Source organism: Bradyrhizobium sp. SZCCHNR1053, from assembly GCF_032381235.1.
Lineage (GTDB): Bacteria > Pseudomonadota > Alphaproteobacteria > Rhizobiales > Xanthobacteraceae > Bradyrhizobium.
In genome coordinates this window covers 169062-190931 of the sequence record NZ_JAUHJM010000006.1, presented here as the reverse complement: position 1 = coordinate 190931, position 21870 = coordinate 169062, and the positions used below count along the sequence as shown (strand labels likewise).

At 66.3% G+C, this 21870-nt stretch carries 22 protein-coding genes and 1 pseudogene; 8 read left to right on the top strand and 15 right to left on the bottom strand.

What is annotated here, in order from left to right:
- Positions 1-170 precede the first annotated feature (170 nt).
- The 8 genes and pseudogenes from QX051_RS17070 to QX051_RS17035 all read right to left on the bottom strand — a co-directional run bounded on the left by QX051_RS17070 (position 171) and on the right by QX051_RS17035 (position 8252).
- Positions 171-2432 carry a DUF2235 domain-containing protein gene (locus QX051_RS17070; protein ID WP_315776910.1) on the bottom strand — a complete coding sequence of 754 codons (2262 nt, stop codon included), beginning with the start codon at positions 2430-2432 and terminating at the stop codon, positions 171-173.
- A 155-nt stretch (positions 2433-2587) separates the two neighbouring features.
- Positions 2588-2978 (bottom strand): annotated as a pseudogene (locus QX051_RS17065) (nuclear transport factor 2 family protein).
- Between the two features lie 253 nt (positions 2979-3231).
- Positions 3232-3912 carry a spermidine synthase gene (locus QX051_RS17060; protein WP_315776909.1) on the bottom strand — a complete coding sequence of 227 codons (681 nt, stop codon included), beginning with the start codon at positions 3910-3912 and terminating at the stop codon, positions 3232-3234.
- Between the two features lie 137 nt (positions 3913-4049).
- Positions 4050-4871, bottom strand: coding sequence for a DUF2182 domain-containing protein (locus QX051_RS17055; protein WP_315776908.1), 822 nt, complete (start codon positions 4869-4871; stop codon positions 4050-4052).
- Between the two features lie 36 nt (positions 4872-4907).
- A complete protein-coding gene (locus QX051_RS17050; protein ID WP_315776907.1) occupies positions 4908-5540 on the bottom strand; it encodes a DUF1326 domain-containing protein in 633 nt (210 codons plus the stop codon).
- A gap of 150 nt (positions 5541-5690) precedes the next feature.
- Entirely contained in the window at positions 5691-6722 is a 1032-nt protein-coding gene (gene moaA, locus QX051_RS17045; protein WP_315758957.1) for a GTP 3',8-cyclase MoaA, read from the bottom strand.
- Between the two features lie 184 nt (positions 6723-6906).
- Entirely contained in the window at positions 6907-7299 is a 393-nt protein-coding gene (locus QX051_RS17040) for a hypothetical protein (RefSeq protein WP_315776906.1), read from the bottom strand.
- 266 nt (positions 7300-7565) lie between these two features.
- The gene (locus tag QX051_RS17035) at positions 7566-8252 is read right to left on the bottom strand and encodes an HAD family hydrolase (RefSeq protein ID WP_315739634.1); all 687 of its coding nucleotides are present in this window, start codon (positions 8250-8252) and stop codon (positions 7566-7568) included.
- A gap of 175 nt (positions 8253-8427) precedes the next feature.
- Between QX051_RS17035 and rpiA the strand changes: the two genes are divergently transcribed.
- From rpiA to QX051_RS17015, 4 genes are all read left to right on the top strand, one after another.
- Positions 8428-9120: a ribose-5-phosphate isomerase RpiA gene (gene rpiA, locus QX051_RS17030; RefSeq protein WP_315739723.1), complete on the top strand. Its 693-nt coding sequence runs from the start codon at positions 8428-8430 to the stop codon at positions 9118-9120.
- A 48-nt stretch (positions 9121-9168) separates the two neighbouring features.
- Positions 9169-9690 carry a DUF2059 domain-containing protein gene (locus tag QX051_RS17025; protein WP_315739635.1) on the top strand — a complete coding sequence of 174 codons (522 nt, stop codon included), beginning with the start codon at positions 9169-9171 and terminating at the stop codon, positions 9688-9690.
- 33 nt (positions 9691-9723) lie between these two features.
- Positions 9724-11109, top strand: coding sequence for a glutathione-disulfide reductase (gor, locus tag QX051_RS17020; protein ID WP_315776905.1), 1386 nt, complete (start codon positions 9724-9726; stop codon positions 11107-11109).
- 145 nt (positions 11110-11254) lie between these two features.
- Positions 11255-12013: a DUF4336 domain-containing protein gene (locus QX051_RS17015; protein ID WP_315776904.1), complete on the top strand. Its 759-nt coding sequence runs from the start codon at positions 11255-11257 to the stop codon at positions 12011-12013.
- A 199-nt stretch (positions 12014-12212) separates the two neighbouring features.
- Here QX051_RS17015 and QX051_RS17010 read toward each other — a convergent pair whose 3' ends face one another.
- From QX051_RS17010 to QX051_RS16990, 5 genes are all read right to left on the bottom strand, one after another.
- Positions 12213-12848, bottom strand: a complete 636-nt coding sequence (locus QX051_RS17010; RefSeq protein ID WP_315739638.1) for a LysE family translocator — start codon at positions 12846-12848, stop codon at positions 12213-12215.
- A 173-nt stretch (positions 12849-13021) separates the two neighbouring features.
- Complete coding sequence (locus QX051_RS17005) at positions 13022-13243, bottom strand: hypothetical protein (RefSeq protein ID WP_315739639.1); 222 nt, start codon at positions 13241-13243, stop codon at positions 13022-13024.
- A gap of 36 nt (positions 13244-13279) precedes the next feature.
- Entirely contained in the window at positions 13280-13690 is a 411-nt protein-coding gene (locus QX051_RS17000) for an SRPBCC domain-containing protein (RefSeq protein WP_315776903.1), read from the bottom strand.
- Positions 13687-14010: a metalloregulator ArsR/SmtB family transcription factor gene (locus tag QX051_RS16995; RefSeq protein WP_315772894.1), complete on the bottom strand. Its 324-nt coding sequence runs from the start codon at positions 14008-14010 to the stop codon at positions 13687-13689. The genes QX051_RS17000 and QX051_RS16995 overlap by 4 nt, the downstream gene beginning before the upstream one ends.
- A gap of 138 nt (positions 14011-14148) precedes the next feature.
- Positions 14149-15861 carry a jacalin-like lectin gene (locus QX051_RS16990; RefSeq protein WP_315776902.1) on the bottom strand — a complete coding sequence of 571 codons (1713 nt, stop codon included), beginning with the start codon at positions 15859-15861 and terminating at the stop codon, positions 14149-14151.
- 194 nt (positions 15862-16055) lie between these two features.
- Here QX051_RS16990 and QX051_RS16985 point away from each other — a divergent pair, with 194 nt between their 5' ends.
- Positions 16056-16196, top strand: a complete 141-nt coding sequence (locus tag QX051_RS16985) for a hypothetical protein (RefSeq protein WP_315739645.1) — start codon at positions 16056-16058, stop codon at positions 16194-16196.
- Positions 16197-16241: 45 nt separating this feature from the next.
- Here QX051_RS16985 and QX051_RS16980 read toward each other — a convergent pair whose 3' ends face one another.
- Together QX051_RS16980 and QX051_RS16975 are read right to left on the bottom strand one after the other, a co-directional pair.
- Positions 16242-16976 (bottom strand): metallophosphoesterase family protein, encoded by a 735-nt coding sequence (locus QX051_RS16980; RefSeq protein ID WP_315776901.1) that lies wholly within the window; start codon positions 16974-16976, stop codon positions 16242-16244.
- Positions 16977-17678: 702 nt separating this feature from the next.
- A complete protein-coding gene (locus tag QX051_RS16975) occupies positions 17679-18551 on the bottom strand; it encodes an alpha/beta fold hydrolase (protein ID WP_316227494.1) in 873 nt (290 codons plus the stop codon).
- 170 nt (positions 18552-18721) lie between these two features.
- Between QX051_RS16975 and QX051_RS16970 the strand changes: the two genes are divergently transcribed.
- The 3 genes from QX051_RS16970 to QX051_RS16960 are packed head-to-tail and all read left to right on the top strand — an operon-like array spanning position 18722 to position 21864.
- Positions 18722-20110 (top strand): class II 3-deoxy-7-phosphoheptulonate synthase, encoded by a 1389-nt coding sequence (locus QX051_RS16970; RefSeq protein ID WP_315776899.1) that lies wholly within the window; start codon positions 18722-18724, stop codon positions 20108-20110.
- Entirely contained in the window at positions 20110-20463 is a 354-nt protein-coding gene (locus QX051_RS16965) for a diacylglycerol kinase (protein WP_315776898.1), read from the top strand. Before QX051_RS16970 ends, QX051_RS16965 begins: the two co-directional genes overlap by 1 nt.
- 12 nt (positions 20464-20475) lie before the next feature.
- Entirely contained in the window at positions 20476-21864 is a 1389-nt protein-coding gene (locus QX051_RS16960; RefSeq protein ID WP_315776897.1) for a nitrilase-related carbon-nitrogen hydrolase, read from the top strand.
- Positions 21865-21870 lie beyond the last annotated feature (6 nt).

Below are 21870 nucleotides of genomic sequence, written 5' to 3'. Positions count from 1 at the left end.
CGAGATCCCGTCAGGATCCAGCGACACGCGCGCTCGCCCGCCGTGGCGCGCTTGCCAGTGTCCCAAGCGCGTCGCGCCGCGGTTGGCAGGCGAACATCGATCACGACCTCGTCCGTGCATCGACGGACGTCGCGATATCGACGAGCCGGCGCACTGGCGGCGGTAGCGATTCAGAGCAGCCTGACGGTCACCTTCGCCTTGCCGGTATTGTTCGGATAGAATGCATCGTACACCCAGGGCAGCCCGATCACGGCGTCGTTGACATAGAGGAACAGCTCACCGCCGCGCTCGGCCTTGAACCTCGCCTTGTAGGCCTGAGGCGTCGTGTTGGGGGCGGGAACGGGGTCGAGGAAATATTCGTCGACTCCCGTCTCGCCGACCCTGGCGATCAGCCGATACCAGGGCCGGAAGAGAACGCGGCGCAGCAGGATGCCTGCGTAGAACGTCCCGCGGGCGTAGCCCCGGACCGTCGAGGTGCGATAGCCGGCGGGCGTGACCGGATGCCCGGCGTCCTCCCACGGGTCGGTCATGGTGACGACGATCTCGTAGGAGAAGCCGGGACGGACTCTCAACCCGGTGGGAGCGCAAACCGCATCGGTCGAGAAATCCCTGGCATCCTGCGGAATGCCTTTGTCGACCGCGACGAGCTCGTGGGCAGGGGTGCCATGGCAGAAGGCGCCCATCGAATCCGCGGCGTTGAACAGGACATGGCTGATCAGCGTGGCCGCGAGCCAGACGGTGCCGATAGCGAGCAACAACGGGCCGGCATGTCGCTTGCCGTTCCTGATGGCGAACTGATAGGCGCGATTGGTCCGGAGGGCGTAGATGGCTTGATGCATCGGGCCGGACAGCATCGGGGGCGCTGCTCGTTCGCGCCAGATCACGCGCATCAGGTCGCTGATGCGGTCGCTGAGGAATGCCCCGGCCGCAGTCAGCGCGACGAGGATGATGATCCCGCCGGCGAACCATTCGGGATTGGCGGCATACCAGTCCGTCCACCAGTGCAGCGATGTCGGCAGGAACGATTCGACCAGCCGGACCGCCTCGGAGACCATCCTGATGCGCGAGTCGTATTCGTGCGTGCGATCGAGGTCGTGGAATAGCCAGAAGGCCGCGAGGTGGAGGGAGGCCGCCAGCGTCGCGAAATAAGCGAGACGTCTGAACCACACCAGATTCCACAGCTTTTCCTGGGCGACGAACCGGGCGGTCGCTCCCGCCGGCGTTTCGAACGTGGTCGGCCCGAGAGGCGCCAGCGTGCCGTCGTAGCGGACGATGACGTAGTTGTCCGGCAAGCCGATGGGCGCATAGGCATTGCAGCCGCTGTCGATGCGGTCGAAGACGCTTTCGTGAATCTTCGGCATCGACACCTGGACGCCCGCCGCCGGGTCGTTGCACAACTCCGACACCTTGCGCGGGCCGTATCGATAATAGGAGCCGAGCCCGGAGCGCGAGTTGTAGAGGCGTCCGTCCTTGTCCTGTGACGTGACGATCGACTTGATCGCATCCGGATCGGCCTCGGGCGCGGTCTTGAAGACCAAGCCGCGTTTGACGGCCTCGTCCACGAGCCAGGTCAGGGGGACGTAGGAGAGGGAATCGTCCGGATAGCCGCCACCGACATTGGCGTGCATGCCGACGAACCAGACCTGCACCAGTCTTTCGTCATCGATCGTTTTGGCATCCTGCGGCTTGGTCTCACCCGCCTCGGTCCAGAGCACCGGATGGAAGGTCGTCCTCTCGTCGTCGAGCGCGAGCGCGTGGCGCGCGCATGTCACCCGCGGACTGAGCACGCGGTTGGGGAGCTCGAGCGGCCACACCCAGTTGGAGATGCCCCGCGTCATCTCGTCGATCGGAAGTCCATAGGCCGCGACGGTGTCCCACAGCCCGATGAACTCGATCGCCGGGAGGCTCTTTCGCACGATGAGGTCGAGCGATTTGCGGCCCATGATGCGGTCGATCACCGGCACCAGCACATGATCGCGAAGCCAGCGGAACAGCACCTCGATCCGCCAGATCGAATGGTATCCCTTGGCGCGATAGGCGCGATAGGCCTTCACGGCGCCGTCGTGCAGCTCAGCCTCGGTGTCGGCAACGATCAGCCCCTGATCGAGCATCAGCGCGGCGAGCACCCGGACGGTGAAGGCGCCGCGGCTGAAGCCGAACAAATAGATCTTCGAGCCGTCCGCGTGGTCGTAGTTGCGGCAGACGAACTTATAGGCATCCAGGATGTTGCGCTTGAGGCCGAAGCCGAACGCGCCGCCGAGCAGGGCGAGCGGAACGAACGACGATGTGCCGACGCCGTCATCATACTTGGCCGCCTGGGCATTGCCCTGCAGGTCGAGCGCCTGGAACATGCGCCAGACGTTGGTTCGCCACACGCTCGAGGCGGCATTGCCGGTCCCGTCGGACAGGATGATGATCTTGGGACTCGCCATGCAAAGGACCCCGCTCGACATTCAGAGCCGAGGAGCGGAAGCGTAAACCGCGCGGGGGAGAAATCAACCTGAGATGGTATGGCGCCTTCTGCTGCGTGGCGGGAGGCGCGGGTGCGCCGCTGGAGCGACGCGGCGGGCGGGTAAAAAGTGCACTGTCACCGAAATACGCCGACGTGCTCGACCAGATGCGCGCGCGAGGGGCGCTGCGTCGAAGGGATCACTGAAATATTGCGTCTCGTGCGCCACTCCGCCGTCGCGGAATTCCATGATGCTCACCACGTAGGAGGGGGCGCCATCATAGGTCAGGACCAGTTCGGTCACCCAAAGATCGCCGCTGCCCAGGATCCGCCGCACTGAGAAGCGCTTGTGGTTGGGCTGCACGAAGCGGCTTTTCTGAATGTTGCGCCGGCCGTGGATCCGCTCGCCCGATTGCGGATAATCCAGCACGGCATCGTCGCGATAGATGGCGTGCTCGGCCTCAAAATCATTTGCGTCCGATGCATCCCAATGGTGCTGCAGGGCAGCGCGCGTGGCGCGGTCATCCATGGCAATCTCCCATTCAGCTGCGCGCTCTCGTTGCAGAGCTACAGTCTGCAGGCCGGAGAATGGAGCATCCTAGAGGCTTTCGCGCGTGGATGCGGGCATCCGCAGGCCTCGCAGAGGCTGACGCATCATAGGACGATGGCCGACGTGTCACCACTCCGAACCGAACGGGAGATGTGAGCGAGGTGACCCAGTCGCTGGAGAGAGTTCTCCGGGCCAGTAGCACCGCGCTGAGCTACGCGCGGCAACGACGCTGTCACGCTGGACGGGTGGCAATCCAGATCACGTGGCGGGCGCCGCCGCCACCGCGGCCGGTGGCGCGGATGTTGATCTCCTCGGCCGCGAAGCCGGCCTTGCGCAGGCGCGGGGCGAAACGGTCGTCGGGATGTGACGACCACACCGCCAGCACGCCGCCGGGACGCAAGGCGGCGAACGCGGTGCGCAAGCCCGAGGAATCATAGAGCGCGTCGTTGGATTGCCGAGTCAGTCCCTGCGGGCCGTTATCGACGTCGAGCAGGATCGCATCGTAGGCGCTGCGCCCTGCGGCGATCAGCTTCACGACGTCGGCCTCGCGGATGTCGACGCGCGGATCGGCAAGGCTGGCGCCGGACAATTCGGCCATCGGCCCGCGCGCCCACGCGATCACTGCCGGCACCAGCTCGGCGACGGTGACGCGGGCCTGCGGACCCATCACTTTCAGTGCCGCCCGCAACGTGAAGCCCATGCCGAGGCCCCCGATCAACAGCCGCGGAGCGGGCTCGGCCTTGATGCGGGCGCAGCTCAGGGTCGCCAGCGCCTCTTCGGATCCGTGCAGCCGGCTGTTCATCAGCTCGTTCGAGCCGAGCTTGATCGAGAACTCCTTGCCACGCTGCATCAGCCGCAGCGGCTCACCGCCGCCGGGCACGTCTGCGGTGTCGATCAGCTTCCAGGGAATCACGGGCGTCTCGCGTTAATTCGGTTGCGGCATTCCAGGCGACAGAGTCGCCACGCTGGAGCCTGCTTACCATGTTGCCCGCATCCCGTGCCAAGGGGCAGTCGCCACTCTCGCGACGACCTGCATCGCGTCGTTGCGCGTCATTGCGGTGGGGACACCAGCATCCAGGCGCCCGCGGCACTGCAAGCAATGCCGGCCGCGCGCGCGATCCATCGTCCGACCGGAGTCAGTTTCTCAAACAGCACGAGCAGGGTCAGAATGGCAATCCACATCACGCTCATCACCCCGCCGACGAACAGCAGCGCCATCAGAGCCCAGCAGCAGCCGACGCAATAGCCGCCGTGTCGAAGGCCCAGCAGCAGGCAGCCCTGCAGGTCGCCGCGAAAGCCGCCGTGGCGCATCAGGAACATTAGCGGCGACTGGCATTGGGCAAGGCAGGCGCTCTTCAGCGGCGTCCACTGATAGACGCCTGCCGCGATCAGCACGATGGCGCCGAGCAGATGGTTGTCGATCGCCATCCGCGAATCCAGCAGCGCAGTCCGCTCCACAACCCATTGCAGGCAGGTCGCCACCAGCGAAAAGCCGCTCCAGGCGAGCAGATAGCCGGCCGCAAACCAGCCGGTCGCCGCGAACGGCTGGCCCCGCGCGCGACCGTGTCGACCCACACGGGCGTACATCAGGACCATGGGCGCGGCCGAAGGCGCCATCATCCCGACCATCATCACCGCCCACATCAGGAACACATAGGCGAATTCGATCGCGCGCCAGGGCTCGCTGGCCGGCAACATGATTCCGATGCCGGCCGGGATCATGCGAAAGCCGGTCATGTCCATGCCGCCCATGTCCATGTCGTTGGCGAGCCAGAGCACATAGGCCCATGCCAGGGCGACCATGATCGCGATCGCGCCGCCCACGATCCAGCGATCACGCCGCAGCACGGCTTCCAGGGCGCTGCCCGTCATCTGCAAGGTGGGTTGGCGGCCTTGCCGCACGTCGCATCAGGCCTGGTTGGACCAACTGATCGACGCGTACAGGCCGTTCTTGCCGGAATTGTCCCAGCGCATGCCGTGATCGTTGTAGGTGTTGCCCGCAGCGCCGACGGCCAGCGCCATCCGGTCGGGGCTGACGGGATGGCCGATATTCGCCCACATCTCACCGCTCGGATGCATGGTCGGCAGCGGATCGACGGACATGTGCAGAATGTCGGCGATGTCGGCGGACCGCGTCTTGCCGTCGATCCGGAAGGTGATGGCGGCCTTGCGCACGCCGAGATTGGTGCTGATCAGCGGCGTGAACGCTGCCATCGGGCCGCCGGCAGCCCCGGTGAAGATCGCGGCCATCGCCTCGGTCTGCGGGTCGTCGGCGCGCTGATCGATATAGGCGGCGATCGACCAGTCTCCCTCCGCCATCACGCCGGGCGCATGGAGCATCACCGCAGCGTTGAGGCCATCGAGCGCGACATCGCCATAGCGGCCGGTTTCGATGTGGAACAGCAATGGTACGTTGCAAAAGCCCTCGGTCGGTTGCGCGGTCAGGGGAGGGGCGGCCGACATGAGGCACGGACACAGCAGGCTGCAACTGCAATTCTCGAAATAGTCACCGGACAGGTGCCATGCGACTGGGTCTGCCATCGCTGTCTCCCGCTAGGCCGAACCGACAAATTGCTTTCGAATGCGCGATCTGCAGTTGAAAGCTACGCCGCACGGGGACGTGCCGCAAGCCTAGAAACGATGAGGTTCCGACTGCGATTGATCGCAGGGCCCGATGGTTATGGACGCCGATTACCCGCCCGTCACGCTCATGTGCCGGCTGACGCTCGGACGGTTGTGGCGGCGGTCGATGATGAAGTCATGGCCCTTCGGCTTCAGGCCGATGGCGCGGTCGATCGCGGCGCTGAGCTCCTCGTCGCTCGCCGACGCACGGAGCGGCTTGCGCAGGTCGGAGGCGTCCTCGTGGCCAAGGCAGGTGTGCAAGGTGCCGGTGCAGGTGACGCGCACGCGGTTGCAGCTCTCGCAGAAATTATGCGTCATCGGCGTGATGAAGCCGATTGTGCCGCCGGTCTCGGCGACGCGGACGTAGCGGGCAGGGCCCCCGGTGGTCTCGTCGAGATCGGTCATGGTGTAGGTCTGCGCCAGGCGCGCGCGCAGCAGCGACAGCGGCAGATACTGGTCGATGCGGCCTTCGCCGATCTCGCCCATCGGCATCACCTCGATCAAGGTCAGCGCCATGCCCTTGCCGTGCGCCCAGTCGATCAGCGAGGGGATCTCGTCCTCGTTCATGTTCTTCAGCGCGACCGCGTTGATCTTCACGGCGAGACCTGCGGCGCGCGCCGCCTCGATGCCGGCCAGCACGCGGTCGAGATCGCCCCAGCGGGTGATGGCGCGGAACTTGTCAGGATCGAGCGTGTCGAGCGAGACGTTGATGCGGCGGACGCCGCAATCGGCGAGCTCGGCGGCATATTTGGCGAGCTGCGTCGCGTTGGTCGTCATCGTCAGCTCGTTGAGCGCGCCGCTCTTCAGATGCCGCGACAGCGAGCGGACCAGGCCCATCACGTTGCGCCGGACCAGCGGCTCACCGCCGGTGAGCCGGAGCTTCTTGACGCCCTTATGGATGAACGCCGAGCACAGCCGGTCGAGCTCCTCAAGCGTCAGCAGGTCGGCCTTCGGCAGGAAGGTCATGTCCTCGGACATGCAGTAGAAGCAGCGCAGGTCGCAGCGGTCGGTCACCGAGACGCGCAGATAGCTGATGCGGCGACCGAACGGGTCGGTCATCGGGCGCGTCAGGGCGGTGTCACTCAACGTCTCTGCGGTCATGGAAAGCCTTGGCTGGTGGCGGCCCAGGTGGCGGCGATGCCACGCGGCGGCCGCGCAAGCGCGGCCGGTTGTCGGTCTCATGACAATCTAATCATGATCGGCGCGCCTCACAATCATCGACGTGGATCCGTCGATGCTGCAATGCAGCTTCGCCCTGGCAGGTGGCGCGCGGGACGATGGTCCGCTACTGGCGTCCCGGCGCGGGGGCGGGGAAGGCTGAACCGGTGGTTGCGGGCGCCGCCGGCGCAGCGGCCGATTTCTGCGGCTTCGGCTTCTTCGGCCGCATGTGCTTGACGGCCTTCGGCGGCGCGCCCGGCATCGGCTGCAGTTCGGCGACCACCGGGCTCGGATCCATCACGACGGGCGGCGAACTGTTGAAATCCCCGGTGTTGCGGATCACCTGCACCGGGATGGTCGCGGGCTGGTACCTGTCCATCGTGAAGGTGACGCTGAAGCCGGCATCGGGCGCCGGCACCGAGACCGAGCACGGCGTCTTGCAGCCCGGTCCGAGCGAGGTCTTGGCGTCGGCGCCCGGCGGCACCGAGTCGAGCTGCACCGGCACCTCGGGCGCTGCCATCTTGAAGCTGTCCATGGAGAAGGATGAGCACCCGGCCAAGCCGGCTCCCGCAACCGCAATTGCGATGACACGCCGCATCATGATGTCCGCCCCACAACCCTGCGGCCATCGGCCGCAATCCCAGGGCGACCATAGGAGCGTCAGAACAGCGGCGCAACTGCGGTCAACCCTATTCTCAACAGAACGTTAATGCACCGCAAGGTGCGGATTCAGGTCGACAGGGCAGTGGGTTAGGGTGCGATGCGGCAGTGGAATCGCAAGTCCGCTCAGGCGATCCTGAGCGATGGGCTGAGGGCCGTGACGGCCGCCGGCAGCTCGCGCATGTGGTCGATCAGGTGGTCCGGATTGAGCTCCGCGATCGGTACGTCGGTATAGCCGAAGGTGCAGCCGATCACCGGCACGCCGGCGCGGCGCGCGGCGCCGACGTCGGTGCCGGCATCGCCGACCATGATCGCTGCCCCGATCTCACCGCCGGCCTGCGCGATGGTCTGGCGCAGGATCGCCGGATCCGGCTTGGCGACCCCGAACGTGTCGGCACCGCAGATCGCGGCGAAGCGGGAGGACAGGCCGAGCTGGTCGAGCAACCGCTTGGACAGCCATTCCAGCTTGTTCGTGCACACCGCGAACTGGCAGCCGCGCGCGGCGAGGTCGTCCAGCGCCGACTCCAGCCCCTCGAAGGGACGCGATTCGACCGCGATGTTGTCGGCGTAGAAATCGATGAAATCGGTGGTGAGGCGGCCGATGTCATCGGTGCTGGCCAGGCGACCCTCCGCCTCCAGCCCGCGCTCGATCAGCTTGCGGGCGCCGTGCCCGATCATCTTGCGGGCCGAGGCCAGCGGCATCGGCCGCAGACCCTCGCGCTGCAGGATGTGGTTGAGCGCGCTGATGAGATCCGGCGCCGTGTCGACCAGGGTGCCGTCGAGATCGAAGACGATGGTGCTGGAGATGGGCATCGGTATCCGCTAGCGGCCGGCTCATGTCCTTGCAAGAGGCCCGCAATGGCTTTTTGTCCGATTTCGTGGCCGGCGAGAGCTAGGCCCCGCGTCAAAACATCGCTAGATATGCGCCGGCTTTCGGCCCCCGTCCGTGGGGGTCTCGGGGTGCGAAAGGGCGGGTTCCTTGGTCGACATGGATGCATTGAAGCGGCAGGCGGCGGCGCGTGCGCTGGAAGAGGTCGAGAGCGGCATGAAGCTCGGTCTCGGCACCGGCTCGACGGCCAAGCATTTCGTCGATCTGCTCGGGGAAAAGGTGCGCGCCGGCCTCAAGATCGTGGGCGTGCCGACCTCGGAGGCGACAAGGGCGCAGGCGCAAGCGTGCGGCGTGCCGCTGACCACGCTCGATGAGATCGACCGGCTCGACATCACCATCGACGGCGCCGACGAGATCAATCCGGCGCTCGACCTGATCAAGGGCGGCGGCGGCGCGCTGCTGCGCGAGAAGATCGTCGCCAGCGCCTCGGATCGCATGATCGTGATCGCCGACGACAGCAAATGGGTGGCGCAGCTCGGCCGCTACCCGCTGCCGGTCGAGGTGGTTCCGTTCGGCCTCGCCGCGACCCAGCGCGAGATGAGTGACGCCTTCGCCACGGCCGGCGTGTCCGGGCCGATGAGCCTGCGCAAGTCCGCAGACGGCCACGTTTTCGTCACCGATGGCGGCCACTGGATTATCGACGTCCGCCTTGGGGAGATCGTGGATCCCCCGCGCCTGGCGGGTCTTTTGAGCGCAATTCCGGGCGTGGTCGAGCATGGGCTGTTCATCGGCCTCGGCAGCACGGCGATCCTGGCGGGCGCACAGGGAATTCGCGTTATCCAGCGGCCCTGAGCGCGGCACGAGGCTGTGCTCAGGGCGGCAACTCACAGGAGACTTGGAATGAAGAGCGTGTTCAGAATCTTGCCGGCCGCCGGAATCGTGCTGGCCCTGGCCTCGGCAAGCCCGGTTGCGGCGCAGGGTCAGGCACCGGCGCTGAAGCCGGCCTCGCCCGCCTGCATGGCCGGCGCGCGCGAGATTCTGGGGATGAAGAACGCGGCTGCGATGTACGCCAATGCCGTCCCGGGCATCGTGCAGCAGACCAAGCAGGCGCTGCTGCAGTCCAATCTCAACTACCAGAAAGACCTCGACGAGGTCGCCGTCTCGGTCGCGCAGACCTATGCCGGCAAGGAGAAGGAGATCGGCGAGAAGATGGCGCAGATCTACTGCAACGAGTTCTCCGACCAGGAGATCGCCAACCTCGTCGCCTTCTACAAGTCAGCCATCGGCCAGAAGCTGCTTGCGGCGGAGCCGAAGGCGATCCAGATGAGCATGCAGGCGATGAACCTGTGGGCGGCGGAGTTTTCCGACACCGTCACCGCGCAGTTCCGCGCCGAGATGCGCAAGCGCAACAAGCCGATCTGAGGCTTGCGGCCGAAAGGCCAGGTCGGGGGAGAGATGGCTGAATTCGACGTCGACCTGTTCGTGATCGGTGGCGGCTCGGGGGGCGTACGCGCCGCCCGCATCGCCGCCGGCTATGGCGCCCGCGTGATGGTCGCCGAAGAATACCGCATGGGCGGCACCTGCGTGATCCGCGGCTGCGTGCCCAAGAAGTTGTTCGTGATCGGCTCGCATGTCCGCCAGGAGATCGCCGATGCCGCCGGCTTCGGCTGGATGATCCCGACCGCGACCTTCGACTGGCCGACGCTGATCAGGAACAAGGACAAGGAGATCGCGCGGCTCGAGGCGGCCTACACCAGCAACGTCGAGAAGTCTGGCGCCAAGATCGTCAAGACCCGCGCCGTGCTCGAGGACGCCCACACCGTGCGGCTGACGACCGGCGAGACCGTCCGCGCCAAGTACATTCTCATCGCGACCGGCGGAGCGCCCAACCACGGCACGCCGATTCCCGGCATCGAGCACGTCATCTCCTCCAACGAGGCGTTTCATCTCGACGAGCTGCCGCGCCGGATCTTGATCCAGGGCGGCGGCTACATCGCGCTCGAATTCGCCTGCATCTTCGCCAATTTCGGCGCCGACGTGACCGTCGTCTATCGCGGCGACAACATCCTGCGCGGTTTCGACGAAGACGTTCGCCGCCACGTCCGCTCCGAGATGGAGAAGGAAGGCATCACCATCCTGACCGGCTGCACGGTGACGAGCGTCGACAAGCACGGCCAGGACTACACCACGCATCTGTCGAACGGCTCCAGCATCGCCTCCGACAAGGTGATGTTCGCGATCGGCCGCCATCCTGCCGTGGCCAATCTCGGCCTGGAGAAGGCCGGCGTCGCCATCAATCCGAGGAACGGCGGCATTGCGGTGGATGCGTTCTCGCAGAGCTCGGTGCCGAGCATCTACGCGATCGGCGACGTCACCCATCGCTTCAACCTGACGCCGGTCGCGATCCGCGAGGGCCACGCCTTCGCCGACACCGTGTTCGGCGGCAAGACCGTTCGCGTTGATCACGCGGACATTCCGACGGCCGTGTTCTGCCAGCCTGAAGTGGGCACCGTCGGTCTCACCGAGACGCAGGCGCGCGAGCTGTACGACCGCGTCGACATCTACAAGACGAACTTCCGCCCGATCAAGGCGACGATGTCCGGCCGCGACACCCGCGTGCTGATGAAGCTCGTCGTCGACGGCGCCAGCGATCGCGTGCTTGGCTGCCACATCGTCGGCGACATGGCCGCCGAGATCACGCAAGCGGTGGCCATCGCCATCAAGATGAAGGCGACCAAGGCCGATTTCGACGCCACTATCGCGTTGCATCCCTCCGCCGCCGAGGAGCTGGTGACGATGCGCACGGTGACCGAGCGCCACGTGCGGCAGGCGGCGGAGTAGGGCGCCAACTGCTTTTGGGGCTCGTGCGCGGCCGGCGTCCGTAGCGACTGCGGTGGGCCGGTGCTCACGGTCTGACGACGGTCCACACCGTGGCCGATCGGGCTTGCTGCCGTTGGAACCGTTCAGCGGTTGGAGAGCGACCAGCATGTCCCAAGATGATTGCCTTGCGACCTATCCGCCGCTGAACACCCTGAAGCCCGTTGCCGAGAACATCTGGATCGTCGACGGGCCCGTGATCCGCTTCGGCATTCCCGGGCTGAAATTTCCGTTTCCCACCCGCATGACCGTGGTGCGATGCGCCTCCGGAGATCTGTTCATCCACTCGCCCACGCCGTTGACGCCGGCGCTGCGGGCCGAGATCGAGCGGGAAGGCCGCGTCCGCGACATCATCGGTCCGAATCGCATCCACTATTGGTGGATCCCCGACTGGCAGGCGGCCTTTCCCGACGCGGCGATCTATCTGGCGCCGGGCATTCGCGCGCAGGCGAAGGGCCGCATCGAATTCGAGGGCAGGCCGCTGGATCGCAGCGGTGGCTATCCCTGGGATGATGAGATCGCGACCTTGCCCGTCGTCGGCAGCTATATGACGGAGGTCGTGTTCTTCCATCGCCCTTCGCGCACGCTGATCCTGACCGATCTGATGGAGAATTTCGAGCCGGCCAAGATCGGTGCCGGCTTGGCGCGCTACCTGAGCTGGATCGGGGGCGTCGGTCCGCCGCATGGCGGCCTGCCGCGCGATCTCCGGCTGACATTTACCTGGCGGCACCGACCCGAGTTGCGGGCCGCGGTCGAGACCATGCTGGCATGGCACCCCGAGCGGATCGTGATCGCCCATGGCGCCTGGCACCCGACTGACGGCACCGAGATCCTGCGCGAGGCATTCTGCTGGTTGCTGCGGCCTTGAACCGCCGGCTGGGCTTCATGAGACCGGCCTTCGTGATGCCGTGCTTTTCTCGTCCCGCGACGAACGTATAAGCTCGTGCGATTGAGGTTGGCGCCAGGCATCTCTCGGCCGCGGAGGAGCTGGTGACGATGCGCACGGTGACCGAGCGCCACGTGCGGCAGGCGGCGGAGTAGGTGGACGACCGCGACGCGCGGCCGGGTCAGGGGCCGGCTCGCCGGTAAAGCGCAAGGGCGCCGGCAAGGCTCAGCAGCGCGCCGCCGCAGATGCGATCGAGCCAGAGGGCACCGGAGCGCTTGAGGAAACGCATCGCTTGCGAGCCCGCGCTCGCGTAGGCGAGCATGATCAGGACATCGAGCATCGCGAAGGTGAGGGCCAGCGTGAGATATTGCGGCAGCTGCGGCGCGGACGGCACCACGAACTGCGGCAGGAATGCCGAGAAGAACAGATAGCCCTTTGGATTGGTGATCGCGACGAGGAAGCTTTTCAGAAACAGCGCGTGCGGCTGTCGTGACCCGTCCTTGCCGTCTGCGGACGCCGCAAGGTCGATCGACCCGCTGGACCGCAGCAGCATGAGCCCGAGATAGGCGAGGTAGGCCACGCCGATCCACTTCACGACCGAGAACCAGAATTCGGAAGCGGCCAGCAGCGCGCCCAGGCCGACCGCGACGGCGCCGATGAGGATGAAGTCCGAAGCCACCGCGCCGGCGATGCCGGCCCAGGCGCGGCGTACACCGACACGCGAGCCGTTGGTGAGGGCCAGCAGCACCGTCGGACCGGGGGTCGCGATCCCGATGAAGGCGACGATGGCGAAGCTGAAGAGCGTAAGAGCGTTCACGTCAGAATGGCCTCGTCGGCGGAAGACGCGCCAGTAGGGCGCGGTTCGGCCGCGAACGCAAGACGTTCCTTGGAGGCGGCCAGCGATCGTCTTCGCTGACGCACGCTCGACCTGCCGGATCGCCAAGAGGCTTGACTCCCTCCCGGAAAACGCCGCTGGGCGCGATTGCCCGTTCAGCGCTCCACCCGCGAGGCGGTCAACTTCGTCGCGACGTAGGGCAGCGCGAACAGATACAGCCCCGTGCCGAGCAGCACGATGAGCGGAATCAGCGCCAGCAGGCCGACCCACAGCGGGGCTTGCGTCTGCGTCATCGCGGCGATGTTGACGATGACGGCGACCGTGAAGGCGATCGATACCCAGCGATGGACCTGCCGGACGGTGTTGTTCCAGTTCAAGTGCTTCTCCCCTGATGACGTCGTGATGCGCACGCCTCAGCCGAGGCGCGCGACGCTCTGTTCGAGCGCATCGAAGAATTTCGGCCAGCCATAGCGTGCACCCTGATAGGCGCGGGTCTGGTCGGCTGCGAAGCCGGTCTGCTCCATGCGCAGGTGCGTGCCCAAGGCGGTCGGCGTCAGCGTCCAGGTCACGACGCTGTCGAGGCCAGCCGCCGCCCAGGTGTAGGACAACGTCTTGTGCGGCTCGATGGTCACGACCTGGCAGTCGACGACGCCCCAGTCGGCCTTCAGCTTGAAGCGATGATCGACCGCCGGCGCGAAATCATTCGTCATCAGCCACTCTGCGATCAGATGCGGCTGCGTCAGCGCGCGCCAGAGTTTTTCGGGCGGATGCGCGAATTCGCGCTCGACGACGACGGTGCGGGCTTCTGGCGCAGGTGAGCTCATTGATCCATCCTGTTGAGCAGAGTGTCGAGTTCGTCGAACCGGCTCTCCCAGAACGCAGCCATCCGGCTGGTCCAGTCGAGCAGCGGCGCCAGCGCCTTCGGTTGCGCACGGTAATGCGTCTGGCGGCCTTCGTGACGCTCCCGCACGAGGCCCGCCTGCTTGAGCAGGCCGAGATGCTTCGACACCGCCGGCTGCGATACGCCGGCCTTGGCCGTCAGCGCCCCGACGGTCTGCTCGCCATGCCGGCACAGGCCTTCGAAGATGGCGCGCCGCGTCGGGTCGGCAAGCGTGCGGAACAGCATGTCGGGAGAGCGCGGCATTCAATCCATAACTCGTTGGTTATGGGTTTATCCATAACCGAACGGTTATCGATCGGTCAAGCGCAAGCTTCATCCTTGATGATCGATCGGGTGATCCGGACGGCATGCCGCCCGGATCACCGCTGCGTCACGATGCGATCAGGGCGTCAGCGTCCACAGCTGCGATCCCACCGCCGTGGCGGCGGTGGTCAGCAGCTGGTTGCCGACCGAGGTGCCGTTCTGGCTGACGACCTCGATGGCATAGCTGCGCAGCGCGATCGTGCCGGTCGCAGCATCATAGCGGAAGCGCTGGTTGTTGTTGCCGGTGCAGGTCCAGATGATCAGTTGTGCACCATCGCCATAGGTGCCGTTGTTGTCCAGGCAGTAGTGCGGATCCTGCATGCTGCGGATCATGCCGCTGGCGTCGTCGTAGCTCCAGGTCTGGTTGGCGGCGCCGGTGCAGTACCACTGGATCACGGCCGTGCCGTCGGCCATCGCGCCGCCATTGACGTCCATGCACAGCGCGGACGTGCGGTTGACGATGCGGACCGGCTGGCGCGATGGTGGCGCGGCGCTGGAGACCGGCGCGTAGACGACGCCGAGCTTGTCGATCCCGTCACCGGACCGGCCATGGAAGCCGGTGATCTGCCAGCCGCTCGGCGCGGCGTAGCTGGTGCAGGTCGCGGTGGTCGCGCCGCCCGCCAGCGTGCGGCCCGTGCTGGTGGTGAACGCAATCCGGAAGATGCGCGTATGGCCCTGGTACTGATCGCTGCACAGACCGACCGAGGTGAGATATTCGCCGCTGCCGAGCGTCAGGCTCTGCGCCGTGCCGCCGGTGCCGCCATGGCTGTAGACATAGCCGTTGGAGAGCGTCAGTTCGACCTGGTCGACCCGGCTTCCGGTGCGGATGGTCAGCTTGCTGACCGCGGGATCGGCGGGCAGCGCCGATGAATCATTGTAGCTCGTGCCATGCGGGCCGCCGAACTGATCGCTCAGCCTGCGGTTCGCGGCCGTCGAGAAGCTCCACTTCACCTCGATCGGGTGATGGTCGGAGAGCTGCGCGCCGCTCGAATCGAGCGCGTCCTGCCGGTCGACATAGGACGTGGCCTGCAGGTTGAGGACGCCGTTGTTGCGCCACAGCACCTTGTCGACGATCTCGCAATCCGGCCGTGCCGTCTGGGGATCGCCGCAGACCAATGCAGCGCCGATCGGAGGCACGCTGCCGCCGCGCATCGTCTCGATCCAGGCATCGCTGAAGCCGTGATGCAGGAATTCCCACATGTTCTGGCCGGCCCGCGTGTAGCGCGTGTTGGTGTCGCCCATCACCATGACGGCATTGCCGGCGGAATTCGCCTCGATGTAGCTCAGGATCTGCACCACGTCGGACTCGCTATAGGCGAGATCGGTGGAGGACGTGCCGGACTGGGCGTGCAGGTTGTAGAAGTCGAGATAGACGCCCTCGGCGAGGCGGGTGCGGACCAGGGAGAATCCCTTCGGCGTCAGCGCGTCGGAATCGGCCCGCTTGGTCCAGGTGACGCGATCGAGATCGTCGAACGCGTAGGTGCTGAGCGTGTTCATGCCGTCGCCGATTCCGGCCGTGCCCGAGGTCGGCGTGCGATACGGATGGTTGTCGCAGGTGTCATAGAGCGCGGCGTGCCAGAGAAAATCCTCCTGCACGTTGACGATGCCGAACTGGCGCAGGTAGCAGCTGATCACGCGCGAATGTGCGTCGCTGCCGCCGTTATAGGCGGTCGGCGTTTCCGCCACGTTGTAGGTCAGCGTGCTGAACGTTCCGTCGGCTGCGTGTAGCGCGCTGCCGAGCAGACTGGCGCATCCAAGCGCGATTGCGCCCGCCCATAGGCGAAGTGTCATTGGTCGAATCCCCTCGATGATGCCGGATAACGGGGCGCGCGATATCATCTGTCGCGTGTCGGCCTGATGACGGATCGATGCATGTTCTCTGCGCGGCGTGTCGGAACAGCGGGTGCAAGCTGGAGTTGCTGCGCTTCCGCACGGCCCTTTCGCCTGCGCTCTCCGATCGTCGGCGGCCATAGTGGCGGTTCGGGATGACGAGCGGAGAAAGGCCGACCAACCCCGCTTCTTCCGGCTCGCTGGGCGTCCTTGTCTTCCGTGAGATCAACGACGCGCTGTTCAGGAAGATCATCCTGAGCATTCTGCTGGCGTCAGGGCTGCTGCTGGCCGTCTGACGGGAGGGACGTCGTTGCTTGCTGAGCATTGCAGGTGATGGCCGATCACTCCACCCATCCCGTCGCGATGGCGTTGGCCCAGTCCGGCCGGCCGCCGCGTCGGGCAAGGGCGGCCATCGCTGTGCCGTCATAAGGCACGTAGCGAAACGTCAATGACCAGCATCCATCTCGGCGCTCTGCGATCGCATAGCAGGCGTCCGGCGTGCCAGTCTGCACGTGATAGCGCTTGGGCGTGGAGATCCGATAGCCCGGCAGCCCGACGCTGCCGGGATTGACGATCAGCCGGCCATCGCCGAGCCGGACGATGCGCGGAATGTGGCTGTGCTCGCACAAAATCAGCGAGGCATCGATGCCGGCGGCCCGCGCTTCGATGCTGGCAAGATTGCTTGGACGCGGTGTGTCGCCCTCCGTGATCCCTTCGAGCCAGAACGCCGCATCGTCGTCCGGGGCGGCGTGACACAGGAACACCTCATCGCGATACAGCAACGTCGCCGGCTGTGCCGCCAGCCACGCGACTTGCTCCTGCCGGAGCGCACGTACGTCCCCGCGGGACAAATCTCCGGCACGATGCCGATCGATCATATGCCGGTCCTGATCGCCCCTGACCGACGGGAAATCGCGTGCCATCAGCATCTCGGCCGTCTGTATCGGCGCGAGCGGGCCGCTGAGATGGTCGCCGAGATTGACGACGTCATCAATGCCAAGCGAAGCGATGTCGGCCAGCACGGCCGCCAGCGCGTCGCAATTTCCGTGGATGTCGGCGATGGCCGCAAACCGCATGAGAGCCTCCGTTCAGGGAACGGCGGGCAGGGCGTTGCCATGCAATGAACCGTTCGCTTTAGCTGCACTTTGAGACGCGCCCGCAAGCTGATGGTCAAATCGGCGCTTGGCACGATCAGTAGCACGCTGCGGATGAGGACGACAATCAGTGGGCCGAGGCCGGATGTCGCTACGCTCGCGGTTCTGTCGACGGCAAAAGCGGTCGTTCCGACGAAGATTCCTCTTTACGAATATCAGAAATCGTGCTCTATTGTGCGCATCCCGCCTCACTCGGAGGGGCGTTGCGCGCGATCGTCACGACACGCGGGGCGGGGAGCGATGGCCGCGAGTAAGCCGCAGCGTGTCTTCGGACACGCGGACGAACGGCTTGCGCGGACGTGAAGTCGCAGCGTGCTGACACCCCGATGCTGGTGTCCCACGCAAGGCGCGTAAGCGCGTTGCGTGCATGGTGGCCAACAAGCCCGGCGCACCAGGCAGACTGCGTATAAGCGTTAAGACTGTCGCGCGGGGAATGCCGGTTGATCGGCTGCACCTGTGGTACCTGCCGCCTGCACTTTCTTCCGCAGGCGGGCCATGGGTGAGGCCTTCACCCGGCATTCCCTGCGCCCTCCGACTTGATGAGGGTGAACGACATCAGCACAGCTCGGGCAGCACCTGCCGCGGGAGCGCTCGCTCGTGGGCCATGACGAACCGTTCGCTGCGTCAGCTTTCGAGCAGCCACTCTGCCGCGCTGCGCCACAGCGTGTCGCGATGCGCCGCGCGGAAGAAGCCCATATGGCCGATTGCGGACGCGCCGACGTCCTGCGGCGCGATGCTGAGCAGTTCCGGCGTGGTGCCCGTATAGCCGGCGCACAGCAGCTCGACCGCCGGCCGGGTCGCCCAGGGATCGTCGGCGAGGCACAGCGCCCGGACGGGACTCTTGAAGTTGGCGTAGTTGGCAAGCGGCAGCGATGCGTCATCGAACAGATAGCGCGGGCTCATGATCCAGCGCACCCATTGCAGGAAGACACCCTTCGGCAGGTCCTCGCCGACGCCACTCCAGCCCGGCGTGTAACCCAGCGCATGAGTCAGCGGGACGCCAACGCCGTTGAGCATCGTCGCCACGCGCCAGCGTTCGCCCGGGGCCATGAGCTTCCAATAGCCGGCCTGCGAGGCGATGAAGAGGGCGCGCGACACCTCGGTGTTGTTGGCGAGCAGGCCGAGCGTCTGGCCGCCGAAGGAGTGGCCGACATAGCGCAGCGGCAGCGCACCGTAGCGCGCACGCATCCAACCGACCGCGCCGGTGATGTCGAGTGCGGCCCAGTCGGTCATCGAGGCCGCAAAGCCCTTCAGGGAGAGGGGACGGCTGCCGCCGATCCCGCGATAGTCGTAGGTCAGAACCGCGCAACCCTGCTGGGCAAGATGAGCAGCGAAGCCGCGATAGATCCGGCGCGGGATCGCCGCCCCGGAATTGATCAGCACGGCATGCGCGGGTGTACCGCGCGGCGCGAACAGGGTGCCCGCGAGCTCAAAGCCGTCGATGGCCGCAATGGTCAGATCCTCACTCGAAACGCCATTGGATCCCGTCTCGCCCACGCCTCGTCCTCCCATCCCGCGCCGGACCGCAGCAAAGTCAAATTCGGCTTGCGGTGCAAGCCCTTGTGTCTGCGCCTTAAATTCCAAGTGGCGGCGCGGAGGCAGGCTGTGTATAAGGCGCGCGCCGCAGTAGGGGATGAACGCGCGGTATTCGCAAGGGAGTTGAAGCCATGACCGAGCGCTGGAGCCCGGAGAGCTGGCGTTCCAAGCCGGTGCAGCAGGTGCCTGACTATCCCGACCAGAAGGCGCTGGCCGAGGTCGAGGCGCAGCTTGCGACCTTCCCGCCGCTGGTGTTCGCCGGCGAGGCGCGCAACCTGAAGAAGGCGCTGGCGCGGGTTTCGGCCGGCCAGGCCTTCCTGCTGCAGGGCGGCGACTGCGCCGAGAGCTTCGCCGAGCACGGCGCCAACAACATCCGCGACTTCTTCCGCGTGCTGCTGCAGATGGCCGTGGTCATGACCTATGCCGGCGCGGTGCCGGTGGTGAAGGTCGGCCGCATCGCCGGCCAGTTCGCCAAGCCGCGCTCGTCGCCGACCGAGAAGATCAATGGCGTCGAGCTGCCGAGCTATCGCGGCGACATCGTCAACGACACCGCGTTCACGCCCGAGGCGCGCATTCCCGATCCGCGCCGCCAGCTCGACGCCTACCGGCAGTCGGCGGCGACCTTGAACCTGCTGCGCGCGTTCGCCACCGGCGGCTTCGCCAATCTCGGCAGCGTGCATCAATGGATGCTCGGCTTCGTCAAGGATAGCCCGCAGTCGCGCCGCTACAAGGAGCTCGCCGACCGCATCTCCGAGGCGCTCAACTTCATGCGCGCCTGCGGCCTCGACCTCGAGAGCCATCCGGAGCTGCGTGCCACCGACTTCTACACCAGCCACGAGGCGTTGCTGCTCGGTTATGAGCAGGCCTTCACCCGCGTCGATTCCACCACTGGCGACTGGTACGCGACCTCAGGCCATTTCATCTGGATCGGCGACCGCACCCGCCAGCTCGACCACGGCCATGTCGAATATTTCCGCGGCATCAAGAACCCGATCGGCCTGAAATGCGGCCCGTCGCTGAAGCCGGACGAGCTGCTGAAGCTGATCGACATCCTCAATCCCGACAACGAGCCGGGCCGGCTGACCCTGATCAACCGCTTCGGCGCCGACAAGGTCGGCGATCATCTGCCGGGACTGATCCGCGCGGTGCAGCGGGAAGGGCGCAAGGTGGTGTGGTCGTGCGATCCGATGCACGGCAACACCATCACCTCGACCTCGGGCTACAAGACGCGGCCGTTCGATCGCATTGTATCCGAGGTGCGGGCGTTCTTCGCGGTGCATGCCGCGGAGGGCACCCATGCCGGAGGCATCCATCTCGAGATGACCGGCAAGGACGTCACCGAATGCATCGGCGGCGCGCGGGCGATCACCGATGAGGATCTCAACGACCGCTATCACACGGTGTGCGATCCCAGGCTGAACGCCGAGCAGTCGATCGACATGGCGTTCCTGATCGCCGAGTTGCTGAAGCAGCAGCGCGGCGGCAAGTCCGCACCGATGCCGGCCGTCGCGGGCTTCTGATGCTGCGTCTGTGGCGCGCGACGGTCAACTCGCGCAACGGCCTGGCCTTCGCGCTGCGCTCCGAGCAGGCGGTGCGCGAGGAGGTGGTCGCGTTCCTGCTGGCGCTGCCGCTGGCCTATGTCATCGGCGCGACGCCGATGCGCAGCGTCGAGCTGGTCTGCGCGGTGGTGCTGGTGCTGGTCGTCGAGCTGCTCAACACCGCGATCGAGAAGCTCGCGGACCGGCTCACCACCGAGCACGATCTGCAGATCGGCCGGGTCAAGGATCTCGGCTCGGCCGCGGTCGGCGTCGCGCTGCTGATGTCGGGCTGCTTCTGGCTGTTCGCGATCGCCGAGCGGCTTGGGCTGCTTTGAATGAGTTGAGCGATGGTCGCTGACATCTTCAGGATCACGCTGGCCCAGCTCAACCCGACGGTCGGCGACATCGCCGGCAACGTCGCCAAGGCGCGCGAGGCGCGTGCGAAGGCTTCGGCCGATGGCGCCGATCTCGTGGTGCTGCCGGAGTTGTTCATTGCGGGCGATCCGCCGCAGGACCTCGTCTTGCAGCCGGCATTTCAGGCCGCGTGCCAGGCCGCGATCGAGGCTCTCGCGCGCGAGACCGGCGATGGCGGGCCGGCGGTGCTGATCGGTACGCCCTGGATCGAGGACGGCAAGCTCTACAATGCCTGCGTGCTGCTCGACGCCGGCCGCATCGCCGCGACGCGCTTCAAGGCCAACCTGCCCGATGGTGATCAGAAGCGCCTGTTCACGCGCGGCCCGGCTGCCGGCCCGCTCAGCGTGCGGGGCGTCCGCATCGGCGTCGCGATCGGCGACGACATCTCGCTCGAAGAATCCTCGGACTACGAAAACGTCATCGAGACGCTGGCGGAAACCGGGGCGGAGCTCATCGTCGTGCCGAGCCGCTCATGCTACATGCGCGGCGGCGGCGACCGGCGCCTGTCGGCCGCCGTGGCGCGCGTCACCGAAAGCGATCTGCCGCTCGTCTGGCTCAATCAGGTCGGCGGACAGGATGACGAGGTGTGCGACGGCGCGTCCTTCGCGCTGAACGCCGATCTCTCGGTGGCGGCACAGCTCCCGGGCTTCGTCGCTGAAGTCACGACCTTGGCATGGAGCAGGGGAGACGATGGCTGGCAGTGCCGGGGACCGGTCACCACGCTGATCGAGGGCGACGAGGCGGACTACGCGGCCCGCGTGCTCGGCCTGCGCGACCATGTCGAGAAGCACGGCTTCACCGGCATCGTGCTCGGCCTGACCGGAGGCATCGAATCCGCGCTGTCATTGGCGATGGCCGTCGATGCGCTGGGAGCTGCGAGGGTTCGCGGCGTGGTGCTGTCCGGGCCCGACATGCCGCAGGAGGCGCGGGCTATTGCAATCGCGGCGCGGCTCGGTGTCGCCGCCGAGGTGTTGCCGATCGCGGCGGCAGTGGCCGGCTTCGAAACGGTTCTGCCCGGTCCGCTGGCGAGCGGCGCCCGTCACGCCCTGCTGGCGCGCGTGCGCGGCGCGCTGCTGCTGGGCTTGGCGAGCCTCTCCGGTGCGCTTGCCGTCGCTACCGGCGAGGAGTCGGATCGGAATGGCTGTGAGATCGGTGACGCGACCGGCGGTGTCACTCTATTCGACGACATGTCCCAGGCCGAGATCGTTCGTCTCGCAGCGCTTCGCAATCGTTGGAAGCCTGCGAACGCGCTGGGACCGTCGGGCGAAGTCATATCGCCCGATCTCGCTGGCCGCGCGTTCTCAGATGCGTTCGAAGGATGACCCGAT